Source organism: Marinobacterium sp. xm-d-530 (assembly GCF_013283365.1).
Lineage (GTDB): Bacteria > Pseudomonadota > Gammaproteobacteria > Pseudomonadales > Balneatricaceae > Marinobacterium_E.
In genome coordinates, this window is sequence record NZ_WBYM01000002.1 from 80858 (window position 1) to 94845 (window position 13988).

15 protein-coding genes are annotated in these 13988 nt (G+C 48.1%); 11 read left to right on the top strand and 4 right to left on the bottom strand.

Going from position 1 to position 13988, the window contains the following annotated elements:
* Nucleotides 1–9 precede the first annotated feature (9 nt).
* The 4 genes from XMD530_RS03695 to XMD530_RS03710 are packed head-to-tail and all read right to left on the bottom strand — an operon-like array spanning nucleotide 10 to nucleotide 3569.
* Nucleotides 10–633, bottom strand: a complete 624-nt coding sequence (locus XMD530_RS03695; RefSeq protein WP_173480859.1) for a phosphoadenosine phosphosulfate reductase family protein — start codon at nucleotides 631–633, stop codon at nucleotides 10–12.
* The gene (locus XMD530_RS03700) at nucleotides 630–1109 is read right to left on the bottom strand and encodes a DUF934 domain-containing protein (protein ID WP_173484492.1); all 480 of its coding nucleotides are present in this window, start codon (nucleotides 1107–1109) and stop codon (nucleotides 630–632) included. Before XMD530_RS03700 ends, XMD530_RS03695 begins: the two co-directional genes overlap by 4 nt.
* The gene (locus XMD530_RS03705) at nucleotides 1096–2751 is read right to left on the bottom strand and encodes a nitrite/sulfite reductase (protein WP_173506753.1); all 1656 of its coding nucleotides are present in this window, start codon (nucleotides 2749–2751) and stop codon (nucleotides 1096–1098) included. Before XMD530_RS03705 ends, XMD530_RS03700 begins: the two co-directional genes overlap by 14 nt.
* A gap of 32 nt (nucleotides 2752–2783) precedes the next feature.
* Complete coding sequence (locus XMD530_RS03710; RefSeq protein ID WP_173480856.1) at nucleotides 2784–3569, bottom strand: sulfite exporter TauE/SafE family protein; 786 nt, start codon at nucleotides 3567–3569, stop codon at nucleotides 2784–2786.
* Nucleotides 3570–3799: 230 nt separating this feature from the next.
* On the opposite strand from XMD530_RS03710, the gene cysD reads away from it, so the two are divergent.
* The 11 genes from cysD (at nucleotide 3800) to XMD530_RS03765 (ending at nucleotide 13833) form a co-directional block, all read left to right on the top strand.
* Nucleotides 3800–4717 (top strand): sulfate adenylyltransferase subunit CysD, encoded by a 918-nt coding sequence (cysD, locus tag XMD530_RS03715; RefSeq protein WP_173480855.1) that lies wholly within the window; start codon nucleotides 3800–3802, stop codon nucleotides 4715–4717.
* A 10-nt stretch (nucleotides 4718–4727) separates the two neighbouring features.
* The gene (cysN, locus tag XMD530_RS03720; protein WP_173480854.1) at nucleotides 4728–6383 is read left to right on the top strand and encodes a sulfate adenylyltransferase subunit CysN; all 1656 of its coding nucleotides are present in this window, start codon (nucleotides 4728–4730) and stop codon (nucleotides 6381–6383) included.
* 116 nt (nucleotides 6384–6499) lie between these two features.
* On the top strand, nucleotides 6500–7081 hold the full coding sequence (gene rsxA, locus XMD530_RS03725; RefSeq protein WP_173480853.1) for an electron transport complex subunit RsxA: 582 nt from the start codon (nucleotides 6500–6502) through the stop codon (nucleotides 7079–7081).
* 9 nt (nucleotides 7082–7090) lie between these two features.
* Nucleotides 7091–7684, top strand: coding sequence for an electron transport complex subunit RsxB (gene rsxB / locus XMD530_RS03730; protein ID WP_173482437.1), 594 nt, complete (start codon nucleotides 7091–7093; stop codon nucleotides 7682–7684).
* Nucleotides 7681–9753 (top strand): electron transport complex subunit RsxC, encoded by a 2073-nt coding sequence (gene rsxC, locus XMD530_RS03735; RefSeq protein WP_371731700.1) that lies wholly within the window; start codon nucleotides 7681–7683, stop codon nucleotides 9751–9753. Before rsxB ends, rsxC begins: the two co-directional genes overlap by 4 nt.
* Before the next feature lie 9 nt (nucleotides 9754–9762).
* On the top strand, nucleotides 9763–10815 hold the full coding sequence (locus XMD530_RS03740; RefSeq protein WP_173506754.1) for an RnfABCDGE type electron transport complex subunit D: 1053 nt from the start codon (nucleotides 9763–9765) through the stop codon (nucleotides 10813–10815).
* Nucleotides 10816–10817: 2 nt separating this feature from the next.
* Complete coding sequence (rsxG, locus tag XMD530_RS03745; protein ID WP_173506755.1) at nucleotides 10818–11474, top strand: electron transport complex subunit RsxG; 657 nt, start codon at nucleotides 10818–10820, stop codon at nucleotides 11472–11474.
* A complete protein-coding gene (locus XMD530_RS03750) occupies nucleotides 11464–12174 on the top strand; it encodes an electron transport complex subunit E (protein ID WP_173480849.1) in 711 nt (236 codons plus the stop codon). The genes rsxG and XMD530_RS03750 overlap by 11 nt, the downstream gene beginning before the upstream one ends.
* A gap of 3 nt (nucleotides 12175–12177) precedes the next feature.
* Nucleotides 12178–12813, top strand: coding sequence for an endonuclease III (gene nth / locus XMD530_RS03755; protein WP_173506756.1), 636 nt, complete (start codon nucleotides 12178–12180; stop codon nucleotides 12811–12813).
* Between the two features lie 8 nt (nucleotides 12814–12821).
* Nucleotides 12822–13232, top strand: a complete 411-nt coding sequence (locus XMD530_RS03760; protein WP_173506757.1) for a DUF2185 domain-containing protein — start codon at nucleotides 12822–12824, stop codon at nucleotides 13230–13232.
* 187 nt (nucleotides 13233–13419) lie between these two features.
* Nucleotides 13420–13833 (top strand): Hsp20 family protein, encoded by a 414-nt coding sequence (locus XMD530_RS03765; protein ID WP_173480846.1) that lies wholly within the window; start codon nucleotides 13420–13422, stop codon nucleotides 13831–13833.
* Nucleotides 13834–13988: the final 155 nt, after the last annotated feature.

Below are 13988 nucleotides of genomic sequence, written 5' to 3' on the forward strand. Positions count from 1 at the left end.
AGAGTGGCTCTACAGTTGCGTATGAAGCCCGCACTCACGGGTCTCTAGCGCTTTAGTTGGATCAAAATAGTCATGCTCATTCGGCAAATTGTGTTCTAGCAGATAGGACTCAAGTTGAGCCTCTGTCAGCTCAAACAGTGGCGCCACCTTCAGCACACCATCTTTTGATTGGCTTAAGACGTCCAGTGACTGTCTAAACTCAGTCTGATCTTTTCGAATGGCGTTAAACCAGACGTCCGGCTTCAGATCAGTAAGAGCCCGCTGAAATGGCTCGATTTTGACCTGCTGTGTAAAGGTTTCATGCAGTGGGCTATCCACGTCAGGGATGCCACCCATGACCACATTACGATGCGCTGCTGTTTGTGCTGGCACATAGGTAATCACATTCAGATTTAGGTCTTGGATTAGCTTTTCGGCGAAGCGGTAGGTCGCCGAGGTGTTGTAACCTGAGTCAACCCAAAGCACTTTAATATCCGGTTTAATGGAGGTCACTAGATGCAGAATGACCGACTCATAGGGACGAAAATTGGTCGTAATAATCGGGTTATCACCCTGCTCTAGTGCCCACTCGACAATCGCTTGAGGGGTTGCACCGGCGAGTTGTTGATTAGCCTTTTTAATATCTAAGCTCATAATGTCTGCCTATAGATGGGTTGGTCGTTTCGCGCATCAGCCTGATAGTGCACGGAAATTTCTTGATAGGCTGTTTGGGCTTGTTCAGCATCGATCGGAGCCTGCAACAGCACTGAGTCAAAGCCACACCGATAGAGATAATCCAGTCGATCACGGCTCACCTCACCGCTGGCACGTATCTCACCCTGGAAACCTTCACGACGTAACAGGCGAGCAAAACTGAAGCCTCTACCGTCGCGTAGCGCTTCAAAATAGATTTCAACCAGCGATACCTGATTTAAACGTGGAATCAGATCATCCAGTGACTCCTCACTGCTGAGTCTGACGCCCAATCGTTCCTGAGGTTGTGCAATCGTCACTTGCTGAAGAAGCTGAGTGAATGGCACAACGATGGATGACTCTGTAACGTCTGAAAACTCTTCCTGAAAAACCCAAGGATCATCACTGACTAAGGTTTTATGCTTAAGCAACGGCATAGACTCTCTCCTTAAACGGCTCAACACCTAGTCGGCGCACGCAATCGATAAACAGCTCATCACCCTTTCGTAGTTCCACATAGGTTTCTAGAAGACGTTTTAACGTATCGGCCACCTCATCAGCAGCGACAGCTCGTCCCAGCACTTTACCCAGTGATGCATCGGCTTCGCTCGATCCACCCAGTGTGATTTGATACCAATCCTCACCCTTCTTATCGACACCTAGGATACCGATATGGCCCACATGGTGATGGGCACAGGCATTAATACATCCCGACATATTGAGGCGTATATCACCAAGATCATGCAGATAATCAACATCATCAAAGGCATCATTAATCTGCTGAGCAATGTTCAGGGTTTTTGCATTGGCCAAAGAACAGAAATCAAACCCAGGGCAGACAATCATATCGGTTAACGTACCGATATTGGCACGAGCTAAATTTGCATCACTGAGCGCTAGCCAAACGGAGTACAAGTTTCTCTGTTCAACATCGGCCAATAGAAGATTTTGATGATGCGTTGAGCGTATCTGTCCAAAGGAGTAACGATCCGCCAACTCTGCCACCAGATCCATCTGCAAGGCTGTGATATCCCCCGGCGCTCCCAACTGCGGCTTAAGGGAGACAGTCACTGCACGATAGCCAGGCACTTTGTGCTGATGTGTATTTCTCTGATACCAATGTTTAAACTCTGAATTGGTCTCTAGATAGTGATCCAATGTCGTGTCAGCAGCAGCTTCAGTGTTGTAGTCATGTGGCGTGAAAAAGTCACTGACCCGTTCAATCTCCTCTTGAGTAATTTGCAAATCACTCCCTTTGAGATGCAGCCACTCCTCTTCGACAAGATCACGAAACGCATCAGCACCCAGCGCATCAACTAATATCTTGATTCGAGCTTTATACTTGTTATCACGACGCCCCTTTAAGTTATAAACCCTCAGGATTGCCTCCAAGTAAGAGATCACCTCATTAGCGGGTAAGAACTGACGAATCACTTTACCTATCTTCGGTGTACGCCCTAAACCACCGCCAACTAATACCTCGAAGCCTAGCTCGCCCTGAGCGTTCTTGATGAGGTGCAAGCCAACGTCATGAACTTGAGTAGCTGCACGGTCTTCTGGCCCTGAGGTAATAGCGATCTTAAATTTTCGTGGAAGATAGGCAAATTCAGGATGCAGAGTCGACCACTGACGAATCAGCTCACACCATGGCCTAGGATCCGAAACTTCAGTTGCGGAAACGCCAGCAAAGTGATCAGTGGTCGTATTTCGAATACAGTTGCCTGAAGTCTGGATCGCATGCAGTTGAACCTTAGCGAGATCCGTCAAAATATCAGGCACCTCTTCAAGTTTTGGCCAGTTAAATTGAATATTGGTACGCGTCGTAAAGTGACCATAGCCTCTGTCATATTTTCTAGAGATCGCAGCCAAAGCTCTTAACTGAGTCGAGGTCATCGTTCCATAGGGAATAGCTACCCTAAGCATAGGTGCCTGTCTCTGGATATAGAGACCATTCATCAGACGGAGTGCTAGAAACTCGTCATCACTCAAGTTCCCTTCTAGGTACCGCTTGGTTTGATCGCGATACTGTTCAACACGCTCATCAACGATCTTTTGATCAACGTCGTTATAGATATACATCGTCTACCCTAACCCTTTACTGAAATATTCTTTTAAACCGCTAAAACGAAACGGATACCTATCGCCATTAACAGACTGCCGATAATCGGCTGCATCAATTTAGGAGATAGATTCGCCCCTAATCGACTGCCTAACCAAACCCCGGGCAGTGAGCCCACTAATAGGTAGGCCAAAAGCTCCAAATCCACTGTACCCATCTGCATGTGACCAAACCCTGAGAAAGCCGTGAGCACGACGGCATGGACTAAGTCCGTTCCAACGATCGTACCCATTGAAAAACGCGGATAGAGCAAGATCAGCATGGCGGTTCCTAGCGCACCTGCCCCTACTGATGAAAGTGTGACCAACCCACCCAAAAAGAGACCACATAGCACCGTTAGATAGGGACGCAACTTTACAAGTGTTTGCGCAAAAGTCGTATCGGACTGCTTGTCTGAAAAACGACGAATTGCCTCACGAAAGAAGACTGCAATAGAGGTGAGTAACAGAGAGATCCCAAGCGTTAAGTTGATGGTTGATTCGAGAGTTGCCACCGAATCAACCTGACTGAGAAGAATCAGCGTCAAAAATGAGCTTGGCAAACTCCCCAACAACAGCAGTGCCGCTACACGCCACTCGACCAACTGTCTCTTTGCGTAATTAATGATGCCACCCGCTTTAGTAAATGCGGCGTATAGAAGATCCGTACTCACAGCCACTATTAAAGGCACACCAAAACCGACAATTAATATAGGCGTCATCAACGCGCCACCACCTATACCGGTTAAACCAATAACGAAACCAACCAAAAGGCCAGCAAAAGAGTATCCAAATTCCATGTGGTTGCTCCGTTATAAAGATAAGAATATAAATTACGAAATGGAATATATATACCTTTCTATATAACTCAAAATAATATTTAGTCGTAATATTATCCGAATCAGTTATATAGCTAATATTTATAGATGATAATTTTTATATAACCAAAACTGCTATCTTAATTTTTATATATTCTTTTGGGTTATATAAATTGGTATGCATAATGCGTTTTCGAAATTAAGGAGGCGCTATGAATCTTATTAGCTCGGATCGTTTGACCCATCTCAAACAGCTTGAAGCAGAGAGCATTCACATCATTCGTGAAGTGGCTGCTGAGTTTAATAACCCTGTTATGCTCTACTCTATCGGTAAAGATTCATCAGTCATGCTGCACTTAGCCCGTAAGGCTTTTTACCCTGGCAATCCTCCTTTTCCACTGCTTCATGTCGATACCACTTGGAAATTCCGAGAGATGATCGAGTTTAGAGATCAGATGGCAAAAGATGCGGGTATGGAGCTGTTGGTTCATATCAATCAGGAGGGCGTCGATATGAACATCAACCCCTTTGTCCATGGGTCCGCAAAACATACTGACATCATGAAGACTCAAGGCCTTAAGCAGGCTCTAAATAAGTATCAGTTTGATGCCGCATTTGGGGGTGCTCGTCGTGATGAAGAGGCGTCTCGCGCCAAGGAACGCGTCTTCTCATTTAGGGACCAAAACCACCGTTGGGATCCAAAAAACCAGAGGCCAGAGCTGTGGAATATCTACAACACTGAGATCAATAAAGGCGAGAGCATTCGTGTCTTTCCTTTATCGAACTGGACAGAGCTAGATATCTGGCAATACATATACTTAGAGAATATTTCTTTAGTACCACTTTACTTTTCTAAGCCGCGTCCAGTGGTTCAGAGAGATGGCATGACCATCATGGTCGATGATGAGCGTTTACCACTTAATGACGGTGAAGTACCTGAACAAAAATCGGTCCGTTTTAGAACCCTAGGCTGCTATCCATTAACGGGCGCCGTTGAATCTACAGCCACAACACTGCCTGAGATCATTCAAGAGATGCTATTGGCTACCACCTCTGAAAGGCAGGGCCGCGCTATAGACCATGACGGTGCAGGGTCCATGGAACAGAAGAAAATCGAAGGATATTTCTAGGATAGATATTATGAGTCATCAATCATCCCTTATTGCCAGTGATATTAACGCATACCTTGAGCAGCACGAGAATAAAGAGCTGCTCCGTTTTATCACCTGTGGCAGCGTCGATGACGGCAAGTCCACTTTGATTGGCCGCCTGCTTCACGACTCTAAAATGATCTATGAGGACCAACTTGCTGCCATCAATAAAGAGAGTAAGCGTGTTGGCACAACCGGCGATCAACCTGATCTAGCGCTGTTGGTCGATGGCCTTCAGGCCGAGCGTGAACAAGGCATCACCATTGATGTCGCTTATCGTTATTTCTCTACTGCAAAACGTAAGTTCATCATTGCCGACACACCCGGTCATGAGCAGTACACACGAAACATGGCGACCGGCGCATCAACAGCGGATTTGGCGATTATTCTGGTCGATGCCCGATACGGCGTTCAGACACAGACACGTCGCCACAGCTACATCGTTTCCCTACTGGGTATTAAACACATTGTCGTCGCGATCAACAAAATGGATCTCGTAGAGTTCGATCAGAATCGTTTTAACGAGATTCAGGCAGAGTATCTCGCTTTGGCCGATAAACTGGGCTTATCTGATATTCACTTCTGCCCTATATCTGCACTGCAGGGTGATAATGTTGTCGATCCATCCATCAACACTCCCTGGTACTCAGGTCCAACCCTTATGGAGTTGCTAGAGGATGTAGATACTGGACGTGCAACGTCTGAGGCTTTTCGCTACCCCGTACAGTATGTCAGTCGCCCTAACTTAAACTTCCGTGGCTATGCAGGAACCATCGCATCAGGCTCCATAGAGGTAGGTCAAGAGGTCAAAGTCCTTCCCAGTAATAAGCAATCCAAGGTTAAATCGATCGTTACGATGGATGGGAATCTTGAACGTGCTTTCGCTCCGATGGCCGTCACGCTGACGCTTGAAGATGAAATCGATATCTCACGAGGTGACACTCTGGTGCTGGCGAATGATGAGGTCGAGCCCATTAACGCCTTTAGAGCCAAACTGATCTGGATGGACCAATCTCCCCTTAAGGTAGGCAACAACCTTCTCATTAAAACAACAGCAGCGAAATCCTCTGGTCGAGTCACTGATATTCATTTCAAAGTGGATGTGAATAGCCAAGAGGCCTTGCCTGCAGATTCATTGACGCTTAATGAGATTGCAGAAGTCAGTCTGCAACTCGATCGCGCGATTCAGATGGATCCCTACCTAGAAAATGGTTCGACCGGATCCTTTGTTGTTATTGACCGCTTAACCAATAGAACCATTGCCGCGGGCATGATGGTTGACGCTGAGCAGCCGATTGAGAACAACGAAATACACTCTGAAACGGTGGTTGATGCTAGCCTTCGAGCTCGTCGCCTAGGCCATAACGCTCTGATTGTTGGACTACCGAATGTCACAAATTCGGTGCTGTTCACTCTGGAGAAACGTCTCTTCGATAGAGGCCTTCTACCGGCGGTGAGCAGCCGACTAGACGATGCAGTACTGTTAAAAGAGGCAGGACTCGTTGTTCTCAGTACTATCGAGGATGGAAGTGATATTGTCATTGGACCGCATGCAAACGCTGAGGTTTATCTCGATATCACCCTACCGACCGAAAAACAGGTAGATTTGATTCTGCAGTCACTGACTGAACTAAAGTTACTTTAGCGACGTCTAATTGACCTGAAACAACCGTTGATACTGGGTTATAGAGGCGGTTTAGGGTACACTCTAAACCGTTTTTATTAAGCTTCTTTTTGCTTTCAACGCCATAGCGATAGACGATGACTGAGTTTCTATTAATTTTAATCAGTACCGTACTGGTGAATAACTTTGTACTGGTTCAATTTCTAGGCTTGTGCCCCTTCATGGGGGTATCCAACAAGCTAGAGACCGCCATGGGGATGTCGCTCGCGACCACCTTCGTACTGACGCTCTCTTCTGTCTGCAGCTACTTGGTCTACACCTATCTGCTACTGCCATTTGATCTGATCTATCTACAGACGGTCAGTTTCATTCTCGTGATCGCTGTGGTTGTGCAGTTCACGGAGATGGTCGTACATAAAACCAGTCCACTGCTCTACAAGCTACTGGGTATCTTCCTGCCACTGATTACCACCAACTGTGCGGTATTGGGTGTAGCACTGTTGAACATTCGCAAACAGAACGACTTTATCGAATCCATTGGTTATGGTTTTGGTGCTGCAGTTGGCTTTTCGTTGGCACTGATTCTTTTCTCGGCGCTGCGTGAGCGCATTGCTGTTGCTGAGGTGCCAGTTGCCTTTAAAGGTCCAGCCATCGGTATGATTACGGCTGGCCTTATGTCACTCGCCTTCATGGGCTTTGCTGGCCTGGTTCAGTTCTAAGGTGGCTGCATGAGTAGCGTTGCACTAGCCATTCTTGTTCTCGCCATTCTGGCACTGATTTTTGGTGTCATTCTTGGCTTCGCAGCCGTCCGCTTCAAAGTGGAGGGTGACCCGATTGTTGATCAAATTGACGCCCTGTTACCACAAACTCAATGTGGCCAATGTGGTCACCCTGGCTGCCGCCCTTACGCTGAAGGTATCGCAGCAGGTGAAGCGATCAATAAGTGTCCACCTGGTGGGCAGACCACCATTGACCAATTGGCCGAGTTGCTTAACGTTGATTCTATTCCTCTGGACTCAGAGCACGGGGTCGAGGATGTTCGCAAGATCGCTTACATTCGTGAAGATGAGTGCATTGGCTGTACTAAGTGTATTCAAGCCTGCCCAGTCGATGCCATTTTAGGTGCAGCAAAACAGATGCACACCGTCATTGTCGATGAGTGTACCGGTTGTGATCTCTGTGTTGAGCCCTGTCCTGTCGACTGTATTGATATGTTGCCAGTGGCGACGACAACACTGAACTGGAAGTGGCCAGAACCACCTCAAACCAATAATCTGATTGCGACGGATAGACAGCCTCGCTTTGAGGAGAATCCATCGTGAAGGTATTCAGTTTTCACGGCGGCATTCACCCGCCAGAAAATAAGAAGCAGTCTACTCGCGCTTCAGTGCGGACCATGCCCATTCCTAAAAGCTTGGTCATTCCAACCCAGCAACACCTTGGCCTAGCCGCTGACCCTGTTGTCTCTGTTGGAGATAAAGTACTTAAAGGACAAATCATCGCTGAACCCGTAGGTCGTATTAGTGCGTCGTTGCATGCACCAACCTCCGGCACCGTTACCGCGATCGAAGCACAACCCGTGCCGCACGCGTCGGGTCTAACCGCTGAATGTATTGTGATTGAATCAGATGGCCTAGATCAGTGGATTGAACATCAGGCAATTGATTATAAGGGCATAGAGCGTTCTGCACTGGTTAACCAGATTCGCCAAATGGGTATTGCAGGTATGGGTGGTGCAGGCTTCCCAACCGATGTGAAATTGAACTTGGGTTCAGATCACATTGTCACCACCTTGATTATCAATGCGGCTGAGTGTGAGCCCTACATTACTGCTGACGATATGCTGATGCGTGAGCACGCCTCTGAAATATTAGAAGGTATTAAAATCATTCAGCATCTGTTGGAGCCAACTCATACCCTAATTGGTATAGAGGATAACAAGCCCAACGCGATTCGCGCCCTCAATGAGGCGCTCGCTGAAACTGATATCGATGTGGATCTCGTCGTGGTTCCGACCAAATACCCTTCCGGTGGTGAACGCCAATTGATTCAGCTTTTAACCGGTGTAGAAGTACCGAGTGGCAAAATACCGGCTGACATTGGCATTGTGGTGCAAAACGTTGGGACGGCTCAGGCGCTGCATCGCGCGATCAATCACGGGGAGCCATTAATACAACGTATTGTGACGGTAACCGGTGAGGCAGTTGAGCACCCTGGGAACTTCTGGACACTGATCGGAACACCTTTTTCAGAACTGCTTTCGGCGGCTGATCTAAAACCGGGCGCCATGCATCGTCTGGTGATGGGCGGTCCAATGATGGGGGTTGCCGCAGAAACCGATTCAATTCCGGTCATCAAAACAACCAACTGTCTGATCGCGGCGACCGATAGCGAGATGCCCGAAGCGCCTGCGGCACAGCCCTGTATCCGATGTGGAATGTGTGAACAGGCCTGCCCTGCACAACTGCTTCCGCAGCAGCTCTACTGGTTTGCAAAAGGCAAAGAGTTTGAGAAGGCGAAAAACCATAACCTGTTTGACTGTATAGAGTGCGGAGCTTGCGCCTACGTCTGCCCTAGCAGCATTCCTCTGGTGCAATTCTACCGTTTTACCAAATCTGAGATCCGTGCAGAGGAACTTGAACAACGCAAAGCTGACCATGCTCGTGAGCGATTCGAAGCGAGACAAGCTCGCCTAGAACGCGAGGCAATCGAGAAAGCGGAACGACGTAAAGCACGCGCGGCTGAAGCGGCTAAAGCTCAAGCAGAACGTAAGAAACAGTCCAGCAGTGAAACTGCGCAAGATGACACAGCGGCACTGAAAACAGCTGCGGCCGTTGCCAGAACCAAATTGAAGAAAGCCGAAATCGCCCTCAAAAATGCCCAAGATAAAGGTCTGGATGGCGTTGAAACTCTGCAAGCGACTGTCGATAAACTTAAACAGGCAGCGACTGAGGCTGAACAGGCCCTTCAGAACAGCTCTACAACGGAAGCAGTCCAATCAACGCCAACTAAGAGCGAACCGAAAGAGGCTAAACCGGATCTAAAAGCGCTGAAGCAGCAAGTTTCGATCATGCGCACCAAGTTGAAGAAGGCAGAAGCCGCCGAAGAGAAAGACGAAAGCGAAATCGAAGCGTTGAAGTCTCGCCTAGAAGAGGCAAGCAAAGCCCATACTGATGCTGACAATGCTCTGATTGAACTGGCCCAGAGCGCAGGAATTGATCTTAAACAGCTGCGCATTGATGTTGCCATGGCGAAGGTTGCCATAACCAAGATTGAACGTGCGATCAGCAAGAGTGATGACGAGACAGAGCAAGAAGCTCTGAAAACCGATCTTGAGTCAGCCAAAAGTCATTTCGCTCAACTTGAATCACAACTTAAACCGTACGAGTAGGATTAACAGATGTCACTGATACGGATGAGTTCACCCCACGTTACCCGCAGCAATACCAGCTCTGGTGTCATGCAGCTAGTCATTCTGGCGATGATTCCAGGCATACTCGCGCTGACCCTCTTCTTCGGTTGGGGTACTTTGATTCAGGTTGCGATCTGCCTAGCCTCAGGGCTCGCGTTTGAAGCGCTTGCTCTGAAGATGCGCGGACTGCCCATTTCACGCTACCTAGGTGATTATTCCGCCACGGTAACGGCACTTCTATTAGCAGTCTCTATACCGCCCTCAGCACCGCTCTGGATCGGTATTGTTGGGATGTTTGTTGCGATTCTATTTGCTAAACAGGTTTATGGCGGCATTGGTAATAATCCCTTTAATCCAGCCATGGTCGCCTACGCCCTACTGCTGGTCTCATTCCCGGTTCAGATGACCAGTTGGAACCTTCCCTACGTATTAAGTGGCAGTGAGGGTTGGTCCATTCCAGCTATATCGGAGTCACTGTCACTGATCTTTGCCGGATCATCACAGATGATGGATGCCTACACCGGGGCGACCCCTTTGGATATTCTGCGCAACCGTGATGGTTTTACGACAGAAGAGATGTGGCGCAGCAATCAAACCTTGATTGAGGGTGCCGCAGCCTATCACGCCCTTTCGGCCGCATGGTTTATGGGTGGCATCTACCTGATCTACAAAAAGGTATTCACTTGGCATACCCCTGTCAGCATTCTTGTCACCTTAGGCTTTGTGAGTGCCATCGCTTATGGTGTCGATCCCAGTAATTTTGTTGACCCGTTTAACCACCTAACACTGGGCGCCACCATGTTAGCAGCGTTTTTTATCGCTACAGATCCGGTCTCATCCGCTACCAGTAACCGCGGACGAATCGTTTTTGGTATGGGTATCGGATTGTTAATTTTCATTATTCGAACCTGGGGTAACTACCCTGATGCTGTTGCTTTTTCGGTACTTCTAATGAATCTAGCGGCGCCCATGATCGACCACTACACCCAACCGCGTAGTTACGGCCATAAACGTGCACGCCTTGGACCTAAAGGAGAGTGAGTATGGAGATCAATGAGAACCCTACCACCACTCAATCCATCTCTAAGAGCGCGGTTGGTATTGGTCTGTTTGCCGTTTTGTCGGCCGCTGTGATAGCCATTACTCAAGTGACGACGGTCGATCGTATTGATGCCAACGTTCGTGAAGCTGAATCGAAGGCACTCTATGAGATCTTCCCTGCGAGCATTGATGAACAACTGTATGACCATCGCATTGAACTGGATGCAGGACAGCTGAACGTCGAAACTGGGATCACTGGGTACCAAGCGATACAAAACAATCAGGTAGTGGGGGTTATTTTACCGGTCACCTCCTCTCAGGGTTACTCTGGTGACATCGATCTGATTGTCGGAATCAATGCGGACAGCTCCATTGCCGGTGTGCGAGTCATCTCCCACAAAGAGACCCCAGGGCTTGGCGATAAAATCGATAGAGCTAAATCAGATTGGATAGAAAGCTTCAGAGGGACTCGTCGACAGGGTCAAGATGATTCAAACTGGGCCGTGAAAAAAGATGGCGGCCAGTTTGATCAATTTACCGGTGCAACGATCACACCCAGGGCTGTCGTCAAAGCAACCAGCGTTGCGTTAGACTACTTTGAGTCCCACAAGAATCTGTTATTGTCACCCGCGAATCGTGAGAAGAGCTATGCAGAGTGAAACACAGACACTGATTAAGAATGGGCTTTGGACCAACAACCCAGCCCTGGTTCAACTACTTGGACTCTGTCCGCTACTCGCCGTCACCAACTCGGTGGTTAACGCGCTAGGACTTGGATTGGCGACACTGGTCGTCCTGACCGGCAGCAACTTGACGGTATCACTGTTCCGCAAGCTAACACCTGAAACGGTTCGCCTACCCATATTCGTAATGATTATTGCCGCCTTTGTCACCGCCATCGAATTATTGATGCAAGCCTTCACTTATGAGCTCTATACCATTCTGGGTATTTTCATTCCGCTCATCGTCACCAACTGTGTGATTATGGGGCGTGCCGATGCCTTTGCCTCTCGAAATGCGATCAAAGAGTCGTTTATCGACGGCTTCTTTATGTCGATTGGTTTTATGCTGGTCTTGGTCATTCTTGGCGCGATGCGTGAACTACTGGGCACAGGTGCTCTGTTTGCCAACATGGATCTTCTATTCGGAGAGATGGCAACGAACTGGCATATTACTTTGGCAGATGACTATCCTAACTTCCTATTTGCCATTCTACCGCCGGGCGCATTCCTAGGTTTGGGCCTTTTGATCGCACTGAAAAACCTGATTGATCAGCGAATCAAAGAGCGACAACCAATCCCTGAGCCAACCGAAGCTCCGGTAAGTACGGGTTCAAAGCGGGTCCGCGTAACAGGCTAAGCGATGAACAAACAAAAACGCACCGAGATCTTCGAGCGACTGAAAGCGGACAATCCACATCCAACAACCGAACTTGAATACAGTTCGCCGTTTGAGCTGCTGGCAGCCGTACTTCTATCGGCTCAGGCTACTGACGTTGGAGTGAACAAAGCGACTCGTAAGCTATTCCCTATCGCCAACACACCGCAAGCAATCATTGACTTGGGCATTGACGGGCTTAAAGAGAAAATTAAGACCATCGGCCTATTCAATACCAAGGCTGAGAATCTGATGAAGACCTGCCATATGCTGGTCGATCTTCATAACTCAGTGGTTCCAGACAACCGAGAAGATCTTGAAGCGCTTCCGGGTGTTGGACGTAAGACCGCCAATGTAATTCTAAATACCGCCTTTGGCCAACCCACCATGGCAGTTGATACCCATATATTCCGTGTCTCCAACCGGACTGGGATCGCCCCTGGTAAAAATGTATTAGAGGTCGAGAAGCGACTGCTGCGCCTTGTGCCAAAGGAGTATTTAATCGATGCCCACCATTGGTTGATACTGCATGGCCGCTATGTCTGCGTCGCTAGAAAGCCTCGATGTGGCGCCTGTAACATTGAAGATTTGTGTGAATTCAAAAAGAAAACAGACTACTAGGATCCATTATGAGCAACGATGACAACAAGCCCTACCAAGGTGAAACCAACCAGACCAAAAATGGCTTTTTAACACTGATGTCTCGTTTAGTGATTGATGAAAAGTTGCCGGTACGTTTTATGTACAAAACCGTGCCAGAGCATCTAAATGACACCGGCTGGCGACTATTCACTGGGTATGAAGATGATGAGTTTCTAGCCAACGAACAGGTGAATATGATTCCCATGCCTTTAGAGAAAGTCGTGAAAATAGACCCCTCTCTAGAACCCCTGCTTGAGTACAATGCCGGCACGGTCTGGGAGCGCGCACCTGAATCCGAAGGCTGGGAGCGTGTCTACGACTATAAGATCCCAAGTGCTAACGTCGATGTCGAGATCACCAATGATGTGGATCAGTTCGGTAACGAAACAACCCACTGATCAATCCCTACTAATCGCGACCGCCACTTAAGGGTCGCGATTCCAGTTTAATTACGCCCTTGAATTTTCTATTTACTATCCCCAAATTATTTATGTAGGCAGTGACCATGAGGTGCTGCACATCTTAACCACGCCGATTGGGTGGTTTAACTTTGAACTACATATTGCTTAATTTGAGGATATGACCATGCGTAATTTTGACCTAACACCCCTATACCGTTCAGCCATTGGCTTCGATCGCCTAGCCAACATGATTGATACCGCTAACCGAAGCGAACAATCAGCTTACCCTCCGTACAATATCGAAGCGACCGGAGAGAACTCTTACCGCATTACTATGGCTGTAGCCGGCTTTACTCGCGAAGAGATTGAGATTACCAGCGAGAGCGGCAACCTAGTGATTCGTGGTAACAAAGCGGAAGATCAAGTAGAGCGTACCTACCTCTACCAAGGCATCGCAGCCCGTAACTTTGAGCGCAGATTCCAACTAGCCGATCACGTCCGCGTTGAAAATGCGTCGATGGAAAATGGACTGCTTCACGTTGAATTGATCCGTGAAATTCCAGAAGCGATGAAAGCTCGTCGGATTGAGATTAGCTAAGAATAGACTTAAAAAAACGCGGCATTTGCCGCGTTTTTTAACCGTGACTGGCCTTCAGCCTGTCATCGACCCTTGCCGCTTCTTCCAGAAGATAGAGCAAAATCTACCAGCGGATGACAGGCTGAAAGCCAGTCACCGTCACGAGATGTAGGAGC

Bases quoted from the DNA above. Each gene is read 5' to 3' on its own strand.
- XMD530_RS03695 (WP_173480859.1), bottom strand. From the start codon at position 633: ATGAGCTTAGATATTAAAAAGGCTAATCAACAACTCGCCGGTGCAACC.
- XMD530_RS03700 (WP_173484492.1), bottom strand. From the start codon at position 1,109: ATGCCGTTGCTTAAGCATAAAACCTTAGTCAGTGATGATCCTTGGGTT.
- XMD530_RS03705 (WP_173506753.1), bottom strand. From the start codon at position 2,751: ATGTATATCTATAACGACGTTGATCAAAAGATCGTTGATGAGCGTGTT.
- XMD530_RS03710 (WP_173480856.1), bottom strand. From the start codon at position 3,569: ATGGAATTTGGATACTCTTTTGCTGGCCTTTTGGTTGGTTTCGTTATT.
- cysD (WP_173480855.1), top strand. From the start codon at position 3,800: ATGAATCTTATTAGCTCGGATCGTTTGACCCATCTCAAACAGCTTGAA.
- cysN (WP_173480854.1), top strand. From the start codon at position 4,728: ATGAGTCATCAATCATCCCTTATTGCCAGTGATATTAACGCATACCTT.
- rsxA (WP_173480853.1), top strand. From the start codon at position 6,500: ATGACTGAGTTTCTATTAATTTTAATCAGTACCGTACTGGTGAATAAC.
- rsxB (WP_173482437.1), top strand. From the start codon at position 7,091: ATGAGTAGCGTTGCACTAGCCATTCTTGTTCTCGCCATTCTGGCACTG.
- XMD530_RS03740 (WP_173506754.1), top strand. From the start codon at position 9,763: ATGTCACTGATACGGATGAGTTCACCCCACGTTACCCGCAGCAATACC.
- rsxG (WP_173506755.1), top strand. From the start codon at position 10,818: ATGGAGATCAATGAGAACCCTACCACCACTCAATCCATCTCTAAGAGC.
- XMD530_RS03750 (WP_173480849.1), top strand. From the start codon at position 11,464: ATGCAGAGTGAAACACAGACACTGATTAAGAATGGGCTTTGGACCAAC.
- nth (WP_173506756.1), top strand. From the start codon at position 12,178: ATGAACAAACAAAAACGCACCGAGATCTTCGAGCGACTGAAAGCGGAC.
- XMD530_RS03760 (WP_173506757.1), top strand. From the start codon at position 12,822: ATGAGCAACGATGACAACAAGCCCTACCAAGGTGAAACCAACCAGACC.
- XMD530_RS03765 (WP_173480846.1), top strand. From the start codon at position 13,420: ATGCGTAATTTTGACCTAACACCCCTATACCGTTCAGCCATTGGCTTC.